This window comes from Natrinema salaciae, from assembly GCF_900110865.1.
Taxonomy (GTDB): Archaea; Halobacteriota; Halobacteria; order Halobacteriales; family Natrialbaceae; genus Natrinema; species Natrinema salaciae.
In genome coordinates this window covers 543,059-559,390 of the sequence record NZ_FOFD01000002.1, presented here as the reverse complement: position 1 = coordinate 559,390, position 16,332 = coordinate 543,059, and the positions used below count along the sequence as shown (strand labels likewise).

Here is a 16,332-nt window from a genome sequence, read left to right as displayed (position 1 = left end):
GTGTTGGTACGCTCTCGTCCTCGTTACGGTTCGTCGACCGCACTCTCGGCAGCCGCCCGGACCGTGTCGGCCGACAGCGAGGCGAGGTCGACCAGTTCGCCGTCGGTTTCGCCGGCGACCAACTCCGAGAGGCCGGCGCGGGAGTCGTCGCCGGCGTCGACCACGACGACGCGGGTATCGTCGCTCGCGAGGGCTCGAGCCGCCGTTCGCGTCGCGTCGGTCGGGCTCCCGTCCGCGACGTTCGCCCGACCGTCGGTCACGAGGACGACGACCGACGCGTCCGTGTCGGCGCGCTCGAGGACCCGTCGCGAGGTCTCGAGACCGGCCGGCAGCGGCGTCCGGTCGCCCGAGGGGAGGTCCTTGAGGTGGCGGGCGGCCAGCGAGACGCTGTCGGTCGGCGGGAGCAGGACGTCGGCGTCCTCGCCGGCGAAGGCGACGAACGCGACCCGATCGCGGTGCTCGTAGCTGTCGCGCAGGAGTTCGAGGACGACGCCCTTGGCGGTCCGCATCGCCGGCCGCATCGAGGCGCTGGCGTCGACGGCGAAGACGATCGTCACCGACGTCTCGCCGCTCCGGACGGACCGGCAGAGGTCCCGCTCTTGGACCCGCGACTCGCCGCGGGCCGCCGCCGAGCGGATCGACGCCGCGGCGTCGATCGGCCCCTCGCCGGACGCGGGTTCGGTACGGACGCGAGCGCCCCGGTTATCGGTGCTCGGCGTCGTCCTCGCACGCGTGCCCGTCGCCGTCGCGCCCTCGCCGCGGTCGGCGGTCGGCGTCTCGAGATCCGGCGCGGCCGCCTCGCCGATTTCGGCCCGTTGCTGGCCGGGGACCAGCGGCTGGGCGGTTTCGTCGTCCCCGTCCCCGGACGATCCCGCGGACTCGGATTCCCCCTCGCTCGAGCCGTCGTCCGACCGCTCGTCGCCGGGGTCTGTGGGCGACTGGTCGGCCGAGACGGGCCGGGTTCCGTCGCCGGCATCGTCGCCGTCGGGTTCGGAACTGCCCTCGCTCGAGTCGTCGTCGCCACTGGACTCCCCCTCGGTGCGGTCGCTGTCGCCGGGGCGGTCTCCGTCACTGGAGTCGGCGGCCGGTTCGTCCTCGCTCGCCTCGTCGCCGTCGGACTCGCCGGCATCGTCTCGATCACCCCCGTCCTCCCCCTCTCCCTCTCCTTCTTCCTCGCCCGACGACTCCTCGTCGAACCGATCCTCGAGCAGATCGTCGAGGTCCGGTTCGTCCTCGAAGGGCGTGCTCCGGAGGCGGTGCGGGAGCGTGTAGGTGGCGGCCTCGCGGACGTCGGACTCGACGACCGTCTCTCGGCCCTCGAGCGCGGCCAGCGCCACGGCGGTGCGCGCCGTCGCGACGTCGCCGCGGTGGCCGTCGACGCCGGCCTCGAGACAGAGTCGGGCGATCCGCTCTTTGAACTCGGCAGGGAGGGTAACGGTCGAGAGGCGGTCTCGAGCGGCGGCCAGCTCGTCGCGGAGGGTCTCGACCTTGTCGGCGTACTCGGTTCGCGGGTCGGACGCGCTGCCGCCGTCGGCCTCGAGTGCGCGGTCGATGATCTCGACGCGATCGTCGATCTCGCGGCAGCCCTCGACGGTCGCCTGGAGGGCGAAGCGATCCCGAAGCTGGGGTCGCAGATCGCCCTCCTCGGGGTTCATCGTCCCGACGAGGGTGACGTTCGCGGGGTGGGAGACGCTGATACCGTCTCGCTCGACGGTGTTGACGCCGCTCGCCGCGGCGTCCAGAACGACGTCGACGAGGTGGTCGTCCAGCAGGTTGACTTCGTCGACGTAGAGGATGCCGCGGTTCGCACGGGCCAGCAGGCCGGGATCGAAGTCGGCCTCCCCGGCCAGCGCGTCTTCGACCGAGAGGGTGCCGACGACGCGGTCTCGAGTCGCACCCAGCGGCAGGGTGACGAGCGGGACCGGTCGCGTTTCCACCGGCAGTTCGTCGGGATCGCGCTCGCGGCAGTCCACGCACTGCAACTCGGGTTCGTCCGGCGAACAGCCGTACGGGCAGTCCGCGACGACCCGCTGCTCGGGAAGGAGGTCGACGAGCGCTCGAACGGCGGTCGACTTCGCGGTTCCCTTCTCGCCGACGATCAGGGCCCCGTCGAGGCCGTCGTCGGCCGCGACGGCGAGCAGCACGCGCTTCAGTTCCGCCTGTCCGACGATCGCCGGAAAGGGGAGCGACGATAGCTTTTTGCCCCCGGCGTTTGCAACCATACTTGAGCTAATACAACAGAGGTTTAAAAACGCGATGACACGCATTGGGATATACACTGCGACGGAGAACGAACTCGGCTCGATCGGGCAGGCCGCCGAGCGACTCGAGGGTATCGAACTCGCGGTCCGCTCGGAGAGCGATCTCGAGGACGAGGCCGACGTCGAGGAGTTCGTCGAGGAATTGCACGACGCCGCGGCGGCGATCTTCTGGCTGCACGGTGCCGAAGATAGCATGCCGGGCTACGACTACGCGACGGGAGCGCTCGCGGAAGCGGGCGTCCCGCTGATCGTCAAGGCGACCGGGGACGCGTTCGCGCTCGAGGACACGACGGTTTCGTCGGCCCACCGCGACCGGGTCTACGACTATCTCGAGACGGGCGGGACGATCAACGTCGCGAACCTGTGTCGCTTCCTTGCCGCCGAGTACGAGGGTCGCGACGTCGACTACGACGAGCCCACCGAACTCCCCACGGAGGGCGTCTACCACCCCGACCATCCGGGGATCGAGTACGAGAACTTGCTCGAGACGCACGACCCCGACAAGCCGACGGTCGCGGTCTGGTTCTACGAGTCCCACTGGACCCACGAGAACACCCGGTACGTGGACGCGCAGGTCCGGGCGCTCGAGGAACAGGGTGCGAACGCTCTGCCGATCTTCTGCAACCCGGCGACGGAGACGGACGAGCAGGAAGACGCTGAATGGGTGACGGATACTTGGCTGATCGACGACGATGGACGGTCCATCGTCGATGCCGTGCTCTCCTCGTTCATGTTCTCCCTCTCGATGGACGAGCGCGGTCGCAGTGCCAGCGACGAAGGCAACAGTGCGGAGGACGTCTTCCTCGACCGCCTCGGCGTCCCCGTCCTCCAGACGATCACCACGATGCGCTCGCGCTCGCGCTACGAATCCAGCGATACGGGCGTGATGGGCTTCGAACTCGCCCTCTCGGTCGCGCTGCCGGAGTTCGACGGGAACGTGATCACGCACCCGATTTCCGGCAAGGAGCGAACCGACGACGAGGCCGGCATCGGCTCCGCGCCGAAACACCACTTCCCGATCGCGGACCGGATCGACCACGCGACCCGCCTTGCGGTCAACTGGGCCGAACTTCGGCACACGCCGAACGAGGAGAAACAGGTCGCCGTGGTCCTCCACAACTACCCGCCGAGCGACGACGGAATCGGGACCGCGTTCGGCCTCGACAGTCCCGAGTCGACGGTCAACCTGCTCGAGGAACTCGACGCTCGGGGGTACGACGTGGGCGACGAGATGCCCGAGGACGGCCAAACCCTCGTCGAGAAACTGACCGCACAGCTCACGCTCGAGGACCGGTGGGTCGCGCCGGCGGACGTTCGCGACCTCTCGGTCGACGTGGTCTCCTCGGACACGTACGAAGCGTGGTTCGCCGATGCCGACGAGCGTTTTCAGGAGAACATCGTCGAGGAGTGGGGCGAGGTCCCCGACCGCCCGTTCGCCATCCCCGGCGTCGAGTTCGGCAACGTGCTCGTGACGGTGCAGCCGCCCCGCGGATTCGGGATGGACCCCTCGAAGGTCTACCACGATTCGGATCTGCAGCCGCCACACGACTACTACGCCTTCTACGGCTGGCTTCGGAATACGTTCGAGACCGACGCGGTCGTCCATCTGGGTACTCACGGCAGCCTCGAGTGGCTCCCCGGCAAGACCGTCGGACTGAACGGCGAGAGCGCACCCGATCAGCTGATCGACGATATTCCGAACGTCTACCCGTACATCGTCAACAACCCCGGTGAAGGAACGCAGGCCAAGCGCCGGTCCTACGCCGCCATCGTCGACTACCTCACGCCGGTCATGCGAAACGCCGGTACGTACGACGAACTCTCGGAACTCGAAGAGCTTGCCAATCAGTACCGCGAGGCCGGGATGGAAGACGCCCGCGCCGACGACGGCGACCACCTCGAGACGCTCATCCGCGAGAAAGTCGAGGAACTCGATCTCGCCGTCGAACTCGGTATCGCCGGGACGATCGACGAGAAGGCGGACGTCCGCGGTCCCGACGAGGCCGGCTCGACCCTCGCTGAAGGCGACGTCGAGGGCGACGAGGTCGACGTCGACGAGCTCGTCGAACGCGTCCACGAGTACCTCACCGACGTGAAGACGACCCAGATCCGGCTGGGACTGCACACGATGTCCGAGCCGCCGGAAGGCGAGCGCCTGACAGAGTATCTGGTCGCGCTCACACGCCTCGAGAACCCCGGCGCGCCGAGCCTGCGCGAGAGCGTCGCCGGTGCGCTCGGCGTCGACTACGAGACGATGCTCGAGTCGCCCGGCGAGTACGACGAGGCCCTCGGAATGACCTACGCCGAAGCCGCCGACGAGGTCTACGAGACCAGCGTCGAGCTGATCGAGACGCTCGCCGAACACGACTTCGACATCCCAGTCTCGGAGCGCGAGGCGGGGCCCGACGACGAGGTCAACGTCAACCTGCTGATCGTCGACCTCGAGACGATCGGCGACGGGCGGGCGAAATCGGGCGCACACGACGACCTCCGGAACGCACTGGCGTACATCTGTGAAGAGGCCCAGCCGCGCGTGCAGGGTGCCGAAGACGAGATTCCACGGACCGCCGACGCCCTTTCGGGCGAGTACGTGCCGCCAGGCGGCTCCGGCGCGCCGACCCGCGGCGGCGTCGACCTGCTGCCGACCGCGCGGAACTTCTACACGCTCGACCCGCGCAAGGTACCGGCGAAGGCCGCCTGGCAGGTCGGGAGCGAGGTCGCGGCGGGCGTGCTCGAGCGCCACCACGACGAAACCGGCGAGTACCCCGAAGAGATCGGCGTCGTCGCGTGGGGGACCCCCACCGTCAGGACTCGGGGCGAGACGATCGCGCAGGTCCTCGCGATGATGGGCGTCGAACCGCAGTGGACGGACGCCGGCCGGATCGACGACGTGGAACCGATCCCGCTCGAGGAACTCGATCGACCGCGGATCGACGTGACGACGCGCGTTTCCGGTCTCTTTCGGGACGCCTTCCCCGCGGCGGCGGGCGTCATCCACGATGCGGTCGACGCCGTCGTCGACCTCGACGAACCGCACGAGATGAACTACGTGAAGAAACACGTCGAGGAAGAGCAGGCGGAACTCGCGGACGAGGAGGGCCTCGACGAAGCGGATGCGCGAAAAGCGGCCAAACACCGCGTCTTCACGACCCGGCCCGGCGGCTACGGTGCCGGGACGAACAAGGCCGTCGACGAGGGCAACTGGGACGACCGTTCCGACCTCGCCGATGTGTACGTCCAGTGGGGCGGCTACGCCATGGGCTCGAGAGGGCGCGTCTCGGACGCCCACGACGCCTTCGAGCGCCGTCTCTCGAGCGTCGACGCGACGGTCAAACTCGAGGACACGATGGAGCAAGACGAGTTCGACTCCTCGGACTGGTACGCGTTCCACGGCGGTTTCATCTCGGCGGTGGCCGAGATATCGGGCGCTGAACCCGCCTCCTACGTCGGCGACTCCTCGGACCCGGACAACGTCGACGTCTACACGAACGAGGAGAAGGTCCGCAAGGCGATGCGCTCGCGCGTGCTCAACCCCGACTGGCTCGAATCGATGGAGGAGCACGGCTACAAGGGCGCGGGCGACCTCTCGACGACGGTCGACGTGACACTGGGCTGGGACGCCACGACCGGCGTCGTCAGCGACACGCTGTGGGAAGACGTCGCCGAGAAGTTCGCCTTCGACGACGCTCGTCGAGAGTGGATGCGCGACGTCAACCCGTGGGCCCTCGAGTCCATCACGGATACCTTACTCGAGGCCGTCGAGCGCGGCTGCTGGGACGCCGACGACGGGACGGTCGACCGCCTGCGCGATCTGAACCTCGCGGTGGAGGGCGACCTCGAGGCGCGGACGACCAACGAGGGCGTCGGTGCGGACGCCGATGCGGAGGTGTCGTCCGATGACTGACGGCGGCGAACAGGACTTCGAGAGGGAGTACGCCGACCTCGGTGCGACGACGCAGAACGCGATGGACATCGCGGAGACGAGCATGGATATCGTCCGGCAGTTCGTGCCGGACGAGACGCTCGCGGACCGCGTCCGCCAGAAGTCGGTCCACTCGATGGGCGACATCGAGTTCCAGCACCTGATCGAGTTCACGGGCAGCGACGCGCTCGGCGACGACGAGGACGCCCCCGTCCGCGCCGGTGCGCGAGCCGTCCTCGACGAGGCGACCATCGTGACCGACATCACGATGTCCAAAGCCGGGATCACCGGCCGCGGCCACGACTGCGAGAAGCGCAAGGCGATCGGCAACGGGGCCGAACTGGCGAAGGAGACGGGCATGACTCGGACCGCGGCCTCGGTGCTCGAACTCGACAAGCGCGGCGTCTACGACGGCGCCATCGCGACGATCGGGAACGCGCCGACGGCCGCGTTCGCGCTGGCGGACTGCATCGAAGACGGGACCCGGCCGGCCGCCATCGTCGCGACCCCCGTCGGCTTCGTCAAGGCCGAGGAGAGCCGCCAGCGCATCCGCCAGGTCAGCGAGGCGTACGACGTGCCGGCGATCACGAACGTCGGCCGCCGCGGCGGCAGCGGACTCGCCGCGGCGCTGACGAACGAACTGATTCACGTCGCGAAAGACGTCCGGACCGACGAACTCGCGCTCGAGCTGACGGCCGAGGCTCGAGCGGCTCGAACCGAATCCGACAGCGAGGACCGCGAGGACGAATGAGCGACTACGACCTCGACGCGGGACCTGACCCGGCGACGGTCGCGGCTGCCGCGCCGGAGTCCGCCATCGGCGCAGCCGCTGCCGAGCCGGTCTACGCCGTCGGCGTCGGGCCCGGCAACCTCGAGTATCTGACGCCCCGCGGCGAGCGGGCGATCCGCGAAGCCGACGTGATCGTCGGCTTCACCACGGTCGTGGAGTTCGTCGAGGACCTGACCGACGCCGACCTGCTGACCTGCGGCTACGAGGACGAGGCCGAGGCGCTCGAGGCGTTCGGCGAGCGCGTCGCCGACGGCGAGCGCGGGACGGCGGTCGCGATGGGCGATCCCAACCACTCGGGCTACCAGTTCGTCGGCAAAGTGCAGGACGCCGTGGAACGCGCGGACCCCGATATCCCGGTACGCGTGATCCCCGGCATCTCCTCGCTCCAGCTGGCCGCCAGCCGCGCCCGGACGCCCATGGAGGATACCGAGTTCGTCACGCTCCACAAGAGCGGCGACCTCGAGTCGGACATGGAGCGGCTCGCCACCGCGGTCGACGACCGTCACCTGCTGGTGCTCCCGCGGCCGTACGACCGGATGCCCGGCGATATCGCCCGGTTCTTGCTCGATCGGGGTGCAGAGCCGTCGCTCGAGGCGCTGGTGCTCGAGAAGCTGACCCACGAGGACGAGCAGATCCACCGGTTCACGCTGACCGAACTGGCGGACCACGCTGGCGGGTGCGGCGAGGACGAGACGCCGTTCTCGGATCTGATCGTGCTCGCTGTCCGACGACCGGTCGCCGCGGGAGAACCGTCGTAGCAGCCGCGTTTCGAACGACGCCCGCGGCGTCTCGCGTCGCTTCTCTCCCGGATCGGCTCGCCCGAAGTGGATGGGACACCAACACTTATGAGCGGTCGATTCGCATGCGGAAATATATCAATACATCTTCAGCAACCGTATCTGTACGTCTTCTTCGGGGCGCTCGGACTCTGGGCCGCCTCGGACCTGCGCATCGGATTTCGACACCGCGGTCGAACCGACCCTGCTCAGGATCGCGGTTCGAAGCGCGCGATCGGGCTGGCCATTGGCGGCGGCACGGCGGGTGCTGCGGTCCTTCCCGAAGTGGTGTCCGTCCCGACCTCCCGCGCCCGATGGCGGCGTTCTGGATCGGAATCGGACTCGTGCTGTGCGGCGTCTTCCTCCGTCAATACGCCGTTCGGACGCTCGACGAGTACTTCTCAGTGGCGGTGTCCGTCGACGCGTCCGATCGCGTCGTCAGTTCGGGACCGTACCGATGGGTTCGCCACCCGTCGTACACCGGCGGACTGGGGACGCTGATCGGTACCGGCGTCGCCACCGGCAACTGGCTGAGCCTCGGCCTCGTGACTGTCGCCGGACTCGTCGCGTATGGGTATCGCATCCGCGTCGAAGAGCGCGTCCTGCGGGAACAGTTGGGCGACTCGCGGGAACAGTTGGGCGACTCCTACGACGCGTACGCGACGCAGACGCCGTACCGACTCGTTCCAGGTCTCTGGTGACGGCTGTCCATTGAACTGGCGAGATCCTCACTCGTCGTGTTCGTATTCGTGCAACACCGTCGACACGGTGTTCGCGACTTCCTCGAGCGCGACGGCGTTGGTTTTCCTGAGGTCGTCGCCATCGCGAGCCTCGCTCAGGTGCTGCAGGGCCTTCCGGAGGTGCTGTTCGGTCTCGAGACTGTCGTCCCCATTCGGTCGATCCCCGTTCATGGTTGGTCCGGCGGTCGTAACCGACTCGAGCGGTTAAGTTCGTCGGTGGGGTGCCCTGTCACTCGAGCGCGTTCCGGGCCGCCGCTCGCCGTTCGGCACCCGTCGCGTCGTCGCCTTCCGGTCGACATCGAATCGTCCTTCAGGTCGGTCCGGGTGCGACAGTTCCAGAGTTCCGCGTTCCGCGATGCGTCGCCGGGACTCGAGTTCGAACGCGCGGAGGCCTCGGCGGGGAGGTCGTAGCGTCGCGAATCGGATTCGACCGCCCGAACGGAGCGCCGACCCGATTCAGCTCGGCTCGCCCACCGACGGTCGGGCGGTCGCTCCGGCTCGAGCCGTCCCACGGTGCCGAGGAACGAGCAGTAGTCGATACGGACACATCACGGCGAGCTCTGTGGAATGCAACTGTTTTTACAGGACTCGCTGATTGAAATCGCTAGCGGACAGCGAACCGATCGGCTGAAGTTACGACTCTCAAATATATATTATAAATCAAATTAGTTTCTATAGTATTTTTAGAATGCTAACTAATATACGACAGCACTCATTCGTTAACTATGATGGGAGGGGAAAGTCAGAAAATGGCAATGACGGTAGAAGAAGTGACTGATACGTTAGAGGTTATGGAGAGCTATCTACGCAGAAACATCCTTAGATATTTGATCATGAACGATGGCGAGGCGTTTTCAACTGAGGAAATTGCAAATCATATCAATGCGTCGTTCTTTGGACGCGAAGCACAGTTCGGATCGAGGGAGGAAATAATAGTGGGATTGCATCACAACCATCTGCCCAGACTGAAAGAAATAGGTATCCTAGACTATAAGCCGGAATCGAAGGAAGTTCGATATTGGGGCCATACCTTGGTTGAAGAGATATTAAAGGCGATACCGCACGGGAAGTGATCTTTGTGAACAGTCTTCGTCGTGAAATGGCTACAGTTGGAGATCCTGTTCGCCTTGAGATGGTCGAACGGAAATATCATCTTCACCTCGAATCGTGACACGGTAGCCGTAATATTCGAACTGAATATTGAGATTCGTATCGTTTTTTGAATTGCTTTCGGACCCCAACCGGTCAAGGAGTTCAGGATCGATAACTGAATACAGCGGCACATCGATTTCTGTTGGACCTACCCCTTCCTGTTCGGCAACTTCCATTATCACCTCAAAACTCAACGACTTCCTTTCTCCCATGAATACAACGTACTATAACAGTATATAAATCTTGTTTCTCATACACTCGAAATACATTTTATAATTGACAGTCTTCGATACTCCTGTCGAAAGCAGTTCCCGATCCGTGGTCCGATATCTGCCAGTGGCCAATACAGAGGCCCTATCGCCATACCAAACGTCTCTCTCCGACGAATTTGCATCCCCTGTTCACAAGGCCAACCTGACAAAAATATGGGGATGGTCTCCGCCCGGGTAACGACACAGCCGACACCGACCGTCTACTTCAGGCGGTGGGCTGGACATGGAAACCGTATCTGCGAGTACTGCGAAGGGGGCCCGCGATCCGACCTCCCGTCTGAGAGCGATCGACGAGGAGCGGTTCCGGGAGAGCTTCGACACGCACTCCAAACGGTGTCGCCGGTGTGACCGTCTCCGCACCGCGACCCGCACGCCCGCCGACGAGTGACCCTGGCTTCGGGCTCACCGACGGATTCAAGTTCACTTGTTCTAATCCAACCACAATGGCTACGTCCCACACGATCGACGGCGTCGGTCGGGCCGATAGACCCGGTCGGTGCTCGGAGGGCGACCGATGAACGGATTCGTTCTGGGCGGCGTCAGCTCCGGCGTCGGGAAGACCGTCGCGACGCTGTCGATAATCCAGGCCCTCGAGGACGCGGGGCACGCGGTTCAGCCCGCCAAGGCGGGGCCGGACTTCATCGATCCGAGCCACCACGAGGCGATCGCGGGACGGCCTTCCCGCACGCTCGACCTGTGGCTCTGCGGCGAGGACGGTCTCCGCCGAAACTACCGCCGCGGCGAGGGCGACGTCTGCGTCGTCGAGGGCGTCATGGGCCTCTACGACGGCGACGGCTCGAGCACGGCGATGGTCGCCGAGGCCCTCGAGCTACCGGTCGTCCTCGTGGTCGACGCGAAGGCGGGCATGGAGAGCGTCGCGGCGACCGCGCTCGGCTTCCGGGCGTACGCCGAGACGATCGGTCGCGACATCGAGGTCGCCGGGGTCGTCGCCCAGCGGGCTCACGGCGGCCGCCACGAGCAGGGCATCCGCGACGCCCTGCCCGACGACCTCGAGTTCTTCGGCCGAATTCCGCCGAACGACGAGCTCGAGATTCCCGAGCGGCATCTGGGTCTCGAGATGGGCGCGGACGCCGCCCTGCCGAGCAACGCACTCCGGGAGGCCGCCGAGTCGCTCGAGGCCGAGCGGCTGGCCGACGTGGCGACCGCCCCGCCCGCTCCCGAGTCGCCGTCGCCCGCCGCGACCGCGGAGCCGGTCGACGCCACGATCGCGATCGCCAGCGACGCCGCCTTCTGCTTCCGCTATCCGGCGACCGTCGAGCGGTTCCGCGACCGGGCCGAACTGGTGGCGTTCTCGCCGGTCGCGGGCGATCCCGTTCCGGACTGCGACGCGGTCTATCTGCCCGGCGGCTATCCCGAACTCCACGCGGACGACCTCGAGTCGGCCGGCACCCTTTCGACACTCGGCGACCTCGCCGGCGACGGGCTCCCGGTGCTCGGCGAGTGCGGCGGCTTGATGGCCATGAGCCGGTCGCTAACGACGGCCGAGGGCGACCGCAGCGAGATGGCCGGCATCCTGCCCGCCGACGTGACGATGCACGACCGCTATCAAGCGCTCGATCACGTCGAACTCGAGGCTCGCGGGGGGACGCTGACCGCCGACGCCGGCGAGACGATCCGGGGCCACGAGTTCCACTACTCGAGCGCCGACGTCGACGACGATGCCCGGTTCGCCTTCGAGACCGTTCGAGGGGACGGCATCGACGGCGAGCACGATGGACTAACCGAGTACGAGTCGCTGGGAACGTACGTCCACGTGCATCCGGAGAGCGGGGCGTTCGATCGGTTCCTCGAGTCGATCGCGAACTGAACCCGGACGTCGAGGATCGCCGCCGTCCGCGTCCATCCGCGCCGAAAGAAGTGACCCACGGGCGGGTATTCACGGATACTGAAACGCAGTCAAATAGTTAACACGAACGGGGGTGTACCGTGGAACGTATGTCCGAAACCGTCCACCGACTCGAACCGCTGGAGCGTCGCCCCCTGACCGACCGCACCTGTCTCGTCACCGGTTCCTCGAGAGGGATCGGCCGTCAGATCGCCTTCGAACTCGCCCGCTGTGGCGCCGACGTCGCGGTGAACTATCGGTCCGCCGAAGACCGCGCCCTCGAGGTCACGGAGACGATCGAGGCCAACGGCGAGACGGCCGTCCCCGTGCAGGCGGACATCTCCGACCCGGACCAGGTCGAACAGATGGCCGCGGCGGTTCGCGACGAACTCGGCGAGATCGACGTGCTGATCAACAACGCGGGGATCACGATCGATCGCAAGTTCGAGGACATGACCTACGAGGACTGGCGGACCGTCATCGACGTCAACCTAAACGGGACGTTCAACTGCACGAACGCGTTCTACGAGGACATCAAGGCGTCCGATCACGGGCGGGTCATCAACATCTCGAGCGTCGTCGGCCAGCAGGGTAACTACGGGCAGGCGAACTACGCGACCTCGAAGGGTGGCCTGTTCGCCTTTACCCGGACGCTGGCGCTTGAACTGGCGAGCCACGGTTCGACGGCCAACTGCGTCGCGCCGGGGTTCACGAGGACGGATATGCTCGAGAAGGTACCCGAACGAGTACAGGGGAAGATCCGCGAGGACATCCCGCTGGGCCGATTCGCGACGACAGAAGACATCGTCGGCATGGTTCGGTTTCTCGCCTGCGACCAGGCGGAGTACATGACCGGACAGGTGCTCGGGATCAACGGCGGCATGGAGTGGTGACGATCGACTGACGGCGTCGATTCGGATCGAGGTCTGGCCGCTCGAGCGGCGTCGCTCTCGAGTCCGTGCTCGAACTCGTGGCTGTCGTTTTCGCCAGTACTTCCGGTCCGAGCGAACTGTTCGCTCTCCTTCGACAACTCTTCTTGTCCTACTCCAACCCCATATGGGCAACCGCAGTTGTTCTACCACAAACAAAATTGTTTTAGGGCCGGACTCTGTCCTACCGGATGATGCCACCCATCGCGCTTCCACACGACGCGAAGGCCGGGCCGACCAAGTCGGAGGTCCGCGCCGTCGTCCGATCGAAGCTCGCGCTCGAGTCGGACGACCACTTCGCGGAGGTCGGCTCCTGTACGGGGGCCGTCACGATCGAGGCCGCACAGCGAGCCGGGCGGGTGACCGCTCTCGAGCGGAAGACAGAACGAGTCGAGACGACCGAGCGGAACCTCGCGGCGAACGAGGGGTCGGTACGTGCCGACGTCGAACTTCGCAACGCTGAAGCGCCCGAGGGGCTACCCGACGACGCCGACGCACTCTTTCTGGGCGGAAGCCGCAACTTCGAGGCGGTGCTCGATCACGCCGTCGAAACCGAGATCGACCGCATCGTGATGAACGTCTCGCGGCTCGAGGTCGCGGGCGAGGCGACGGCGGCCTTCCGCGAGCGGAACCTCCTCGAGGAGGTCGTCCAGTTCCAGGTGAGCCACGGCTACGAACTCGCCGGCGCGACGAGCTTCGACTCCGACAATCCGGTCTACATGCTCGTCGGGAGCGCGACGCCGGACGCGAACGAAGACGAGGACGGCGGCGAGAAGGTCGCCGCTGACGGAAGCGGGGGGAGCCGGCGGTGACCCTCTACGGCGTCGGACTCGGACCCGGCGAAGCCGATCTCGTGACCGTCCGTGGCAAGGCGGTCCTCGAGAGTGCCGACGTGGTCTACTCGCCCGGCCGGCTGTCCAGAACGGTCGCGCTCGAGCACGTCGACGAGTCGAAGATCGGGGACCTCGACTTCCCGATGACCAGAGACGAACAGAAGCTGCGAGCGGCGTGGAAGGAGGCCGCGGCTGAGATCGCCCCCAACGCACGCGACGGCGACGTCGCCTTCGTGACGCTGGGCGACCCGAACGTCTACTCGACTTTCGGTCACTTGCGCCGGACGATCGACGCCTTTCACGCCGACGTCGACCTCGAGATCGTTCCCGGCGTCAGCGCCGTTACCGCGTTCGCGACGGCGATGGGCGTCGAGATCGAAGCCGGTGCGGGCCTCTCGCTGCGAGAGGCCGCGTCGGGCCACAGCCCGACCGGGCCGGACCGGATGATCCTCTTCAAGGTCACCGACGCGCCGGCGACCCACGAGGGCCTCGTCGAGGCCGGCTACGACGTGACCTACGGCCGCCGGCTGTTCATGGAACAGGGCGAGACGATCGTCACCGACGACCCCGCGGACATCGACGAGCGCGACTACTACACGCTCGCCTACGCCGAGAAAGAAACACTCGAGGTCGAGCAAGCGACCGCCGCCTTCGAGACCGACGACGCCGACTCCTCGAGCGAGGACGAGGCGACGAGCGGTGAGCCGGTCACCGACGGCGGGACGCTGGTCGGCCTCGAACGCGCCGAGCGCGCCGAGGGCTGTGAGGGCGGCGACTGCGGAGGCCACCGATGAGCGACGAGACGCCGACCGATCCGCAGGAGGCGATCGACTCGCGCGGCGAGCGCCGCCGCGAGGAACTGGACGACCGGATCTTCGAGCACAGCGCCGGCGACGAGCAGGAGGGGGTCCCCTTCGTCGGTGCCGGTCCCGGCAACCCGCGACTGCTGACCGTCGCCGGGGCGGAACTGCTCGAGGCGGCCGACCTCGTGGTTCACGCGGGATCGCTGGTCAACAGCGAACTCCTCGACGAGTACTGCGGCCACGCGGACCTCGTCAACTCGGTCGGGAAGGACCTCGAGGAGCTGATCCCCCTGATGCGGGACGCCTACGAGGACGGCGACGACGTGGTCCGGCTCCACAGCGGCGATCCGGCCATCTACGGGGCCGCGATCGAGCAGATGGACGCACTGGAACACGAGGGCGTGCCGACCTACTTCGTACCGGGCGTCACGTCGGCGTTCGCGGCGAGCGCGACGCTGCGGACGCAACTGACGCTCAACGAGGTCTCGAACCACGTCGCGTTCACCCGACCCCAGGGCAAGACCCTGACGCCGGAGGAGGACCACATCTCCGACTTCGTGGAGATGGGCGACGTGACGACCTGCATCTACCTCGGAACCCACGCGGTCCGGGATACGATGGATCGGCTGCTCGAGGACGACCACGACCCCGACACGCCGGTCGCGGTGATCTACCACGCCTCGTGGCCGGACGAGGACGTGATCGTCGGCTCGATCGGCGACATCGCGGACAAGGTCGAGGAGGCCGGCTACCGCGCCTCGGCGCTGGTCGTCATCGGCGACGCCGTGACCGGCGCGGGCTACGAGCGCTCGTTCCTCTACGGGGACTGGGCGAATCGAGGATCGTCGGGAGAGTCCAGCGAGACGGAGGCGGGTGACGACTGAGATGACTCGGAGTCACTACCGCAACCGCGATGAAAGCCCCTGCCTCGCTCGACCGGTCGGTGGTCTGGACGGGTTCGTAGAGTGTGGACAGGCCAATGTCGGTACGAGAGACATCAAACAATGAGTTCAGGAACTGAGAACGCGGATACGACGGACGATTCGGGATCGAATTCCGACGGCGGACACTGTTCTACGCCGGATTCGGACGGCGAAGTCGCCGAGGAGATCGCGATCATCTCCTTCGGCCGGAAGATGGACACCGCCGAGGAGATCAAATCGGAGATCGGTGATCGCTACGAGGCGATCGACATCATCGAGTACCATGGCGACGTCTTCGAGGAGCACTGGGGCGAGTACGACTGCTTCATCGGCCTGATGGCCTCGGGGATCGCGATGCGGAAGACGGCCCACTTGCTCGACGACAAGTGGGAGGACCCCGCGATCTGCGTCGTCGACGAGGAACTCACCTGGGCCATCCCGATCACGGGCGGCCACCACGGCGCGAACCAGGTCGCACAGGACCTCGCGACGATGGGTGCCGTGCCGGCGATGACCACCGCGAGCGAGGCCGCGGGCAAGCAGGGCGTCGAGTCCCGTGCGAAGGCGATGGACACCCACGTCGTCAACGGCGACTCGACGGTCAAGACGAACCTCGCCGTCCTCGACGAGACCCTCGGTCCCGTGGCCCGACTCGACGGGCCGAACGCCGTCCTCGTCGGCGACGACGTGACGGTTCTCAAACGCAACAAGGACGACGGCGTCGTCCTCGGCACCGGCAGCGTCTCCGGTGCGAGCAAGGACGCGTTCCTCGAGGCCTGGGAGGAAGCCCTCGAGCAAACGGAGTACGACTTCGAGGACGTGGAGTTCGTCGGCACCGCGACCCGGAAGGAAGACGAGGAGGGACTGCTCGCGGCCGCCCAGGAACTCGACCTCGGCGTGGTCGCGTTCGACAAGGAAACCCTGCTCGCACACGAGGGGCCGACGCCCTCCAAATCGAAGGAGCTGATCGGCTGGCCCGGGGTCTCTGAAGCCTCCGCAATCGCGGGCGGTGCCGAACAGGAACTACTCCTCGAGAAGATCAGTTACGAAAACGAGGTGACGGTGGCGATCGGACGGTAATCGAA

Annotated in this window: 15 protein-coding genes; 12 read left to right on the top strand and 3 right to left on the bottom strand. The window is 66.5% G+C overall.

The features are described from left to right. Nucleotides 1-23: 23 nt before the first annotated feature. Nucleotides 24-2,222 carry a VWA domain-containing protein gene (locus BMX07_RS08005; RefSeq protein WP_090616579.1) on the bottom strand — a complete coding sequence of 733 codons (2,199 nt, stop codon included), beginning with the start codon at nucleotides 2,220-2,222 and terminating at the stop codon, nucleotides 24-26. Nucleotides 2,223-2,256: 34 nt separating this feature from the next. On the opposite strand from BMX07_RS08005, the gene cobN reads away from it, so the two are divergent. The 4 genes from cobN (at nucleotide 2,257) to BMX07_RS25065 (ending at nucleotide 8,450) form a co-directional block, all read left to right on the top strand. Then, the gene (gene cobN / locus BMX07_RS08000; RefSeq protein ID WP_090616576.1) at nucleotides 2,257-6,165 is read left to right on the top strand and encodes a cobaltochelatase subunit CobN; all 3,909 of its coding nucleotides are present in this window, start codon (nucleotides 2,257-2,259) and stop codon (nucleotides 6,163-6,165) included. Continuing rightward, on the top strand, nucleotides 6,158-6,934 hold the full coding sequence (locus tag BMX07_RS07995) for a precorrin-8X methylmutase (protein WP_090616574.1): 777 nt from the start codon (nucleotides 6,158-6,160) through the stop codon (nucleotides 6,932-6,934). Before cobN ends, BMX07_RS07995 begins: the two co-directional genes overlap by 8 nt. After that, nucleotides 6,931-7,731, top strand: coding sequence for a cobalt-precorrin-7 (C(5))-methyltransferase (locus BMX07_RS07990; protein ID WP_090616572.1), 801 nt, complete (start codon nucleotides 6,931-6,933; stop codon nucleotides 7,729-7,731). The genes BMX07_RS07995 and BMX07_RS07990 overlap by 4 nt, the downstream gene beginning before the upstream one ends. Nucleotides 7,732-8,063: 332 nt before the next feature. Then, nucleotides 8,064-8,450: a methyltransferase family protein gene (locus BMX07_RS25065; RefSeq protein ID WP_245742075.1), complete on the top strand. Its 387-nt coding sequence runs from the start codon at nucleotides 8,064-8,066 to the stop codon at nucleotides 8,448-8,450. Between the two features lie 27 nt (nucleotides 8,451-8,477). Here BMX07_RS25065 and BMX07_RS07980 read toward each other — a convergent pair whose 3' ends face one another. Then, on the bottom strand, nucleotides 8,478-8,660 hold the full coding sequence (locus tag BMX07_RS07980; RefSeq protein WP_090616570.1) for a hypothetical protein: 183 nt from the start codon (nucleotides 8,658-8,660) through the stop codon (nucleotides 8,478-8,480). 584 nt (nucleotides 8,661-9,244) lie between these two features. On the opposite strand from BMX07_RS07980, the gene BMX07_RS07970 reads away from it, so the two are divergent. Further along, nucleotides 9,245-9,562 (top strand): DUF7344 domain-containing protein, encoded by a 318-nt coding sequence (locus BMX07_RS07970; protein WP_139210842.1) that lies wholly within the window; start codon nucleotides 9,245-9,247, stop codon nucleotides 9,560-9,562. Between the two features lie 30 nt (nucleotides 9,563-9,592). On the opposite strand, the gene BMX07_RS23690 is transcribed toward BMX07_RS07970, so the two are convergent. Beyond that, nucleotides 9,593-9,853, bottom strand: coding sequence for a HalOD1 output domain-containing protein (locus tag BMX07_RS23690; RefSeq protein ID WP_139210841.1), 261 nt, complete (start codon nucleotides 9,851-9,853; stop codon nucleotides 9,593-9,595). Nucleotides 9,854-10,136: 283 nt separating this feature from the next. Here BMX07_RS23690 and BMX07_RS24335 point away from each other — a divergent pair, with 283 nt between their 5' ends. The 7 genes from BMX07_RS24335 (at nucleotide 10,137) to cbiG (ending at nucleotide 16,327) form a co-directional block, all read left to right on the top strand. Then, on the top strand, nucleotides 10,137-10,301 hold the full coding sequence (locus BMX07_RS24335) for a hypothetical protein (protein ID WP_175480085.1): 165 nt from the start codon (nucleotides 10,137-10,139) through the stop codon (nucleotides 10,299-10,301). Nucleotides 10,302-10,427: 126 nt separating this feature from the next. After that, nucleotides 10,428-11,741: a cobyrinic acid a,c-diamide synthase gene (locus BMX07_RS07965; protein WP_090616563.1), complete on the top strand. Its 1,314-nt coding sequence runs from the start codon at nucleotides 10,428-10,430 to the stop codon at nucleotides 11,739-11,741. A gap of 128 nt (nucleotides 11,742-11,869) precedes the next feature. Next, nucleotides 11,870-12,652 carry a beta-ketoacyl-ACP reductase gene (locus BMX07_RS07960; protein ID WP_090616561.1) on the top strand — a complete coding sequence of 261 codons (783 nt, stop codon included), beginning with the start codon at nucleotides 11,870-11,872 and terminating at the stop codon, nucleotides 12,650-12,652. Between the two features lie 230 nt (nucleotides 12,653-12,882). Beyond that, a complete protein-coding gene (gene cbiT, locus BMX07_RS07955; RefSeq protein WP_090616559.1) occupies nucleotides 12,883-13,500 on the top strand; it encodes a precorrin-6Y C5,15-methyltransferase (decarboxylating) subunit CbiT in 618 nt (205 codons plus the stop codon). Further along, entirely contained in the window at nucleotides 13,497-14,315 is an 819-nt protein-coding gene (locus BMX07_RS07950) for a cobalt-factor II C(20)-methyltransferase (protein WP_090616557.1), read from the top strand. The genes cbiT and BMX07_RS07950 overlap by 4 nt, the downstream gene beginning before the upstream one ends. Further along, nucleotides 14,312-15,208 (top strand): cobalt-precorrin-4/precorrin-4 C(11)-methyltransferase, encoded by an 897-nt coding sequence (locus BMX07_RS07945; protein ID WP_090616555.1) that lies wholly within the window; start codon nucleotides 14,312-14,314, stop codon nucleotides 15,206-15,208. Before BMX07_RS07950 ends, BMX07_RS07945 begins: the two co-directional genes overlap by 4 nt. Before the next feature lie 120 nt (nucleotides 15,209-15,328). Next, on the top strand, nucleotides 15,329-16,327 hold the full coding sequence (gene cbiG / locus BMX07_RS07940; protein ID WP_090616553.1) for a cobalt-precorrin 5A hydrolase: 999 nt from the start codon (nucleotides 15,329-15,331) through the stop codon (nucleotides 16,325-16,327). Nucleotides 16,328-16,332: the final 5 nt, after the last annotated feature.

Bases quoted from the DNA above. Each gene is read 5' to 3' on its own strand.
- cobN (WP_090616576.1), top strand. From the start codon at position 2,257: ATGACACGCATTGGGATATACACTGCGACGGAGAACGAACTCGGCTCG.
- BMX07_RS07980 (WP_090616570.1), bottom strand. From the start codon at position 8,660: ATGAACGGGGATCGACCGAATGGGGACGACAGTCTCGAGACCGAACAG.
- BMX07_RS07990 (WP_090616572.1), top strand. From the start codon at position 6,931: ATGAGCGACTACGACCTCGACGCGGGACCTGACCCGGCGACGGTCGCG.
- BMX07_RS07965 (WP_090616563.1), top strand. From the start codon at position 10,428: ATGAACGGATTCGTTCTGGGCGGCGTCAGCTCCGGCGTCGGGAAGACC.
- BMX07_RS25065 (WP_245742075.1), top strand. From the start codon at position 8,064: ATGGCGGCGTTCTGGATCGGAATCGGACTCGTGCTGTGCGGCGTCTTC.
- cbiG (WP_090616553.1), top strand. From the start codon at position 15,329: ATGAGTTCAGGAACTGAGAACGCGGATACGACGGACGATTCGGGATCG.
- BMX07_RS08005 (WP_090616579.1), bottom strand. From the start codon at position 2,222: ATGGTTGCAAACGCCGGGGGCAAAAAGCTATCGTCGCTCCCCTTTCCG.
- BMX07_RS07995 (WP_090616574.1), top strand. From the start codon at position 6,158: ATGACTGACGGCGGCGAACAGGACTTCGAGAGGGAGTACGCCGACCTC.
- BMX07_RS07970 (WP_139210842.1), top strand. From the start codon at position 9,245: ATGACGGTAGAAGAAGTGACTGATACGTTAGAGGTTATGGAGAGCTAT.
- BMX07_RS07960 (WP_090616561.1), top strand. From the start codon at position 11,870: ATGTCCGAAACCGTCCACCGACTCGAACCGCTGGAGCGTCGCCCCCTG.
- cbiT (WP_090616559.1), top strand. From the start codon at position 12,883: ATGCCACCCATCGCGCTTCCACACGACGCGAAGGCCGGGCCGACCAAG.
- BMX07_RS24335 (WP_175480085.1), top strand. From the start codon at position 10,137: ATGGAAACCGTATCTGCGAGTACTGCGAAGGGGGCCCGCGATCCGACC.
- BMX07_RS23690 (WP_139210841.1), bottom strand. From the start codon at position 9,853: ATGGGAGAAAGGAAGTCGTTGAGTTTTGAGGTGATAATGGAAGTTGCC.
- BMX07_RS07945 (WP_090616555.1), top strand. From the start codon at position 14,312: ATGAGCGACGAGACGCCGACCGATCCGCAGGAGGCGATCGACTCGCGC.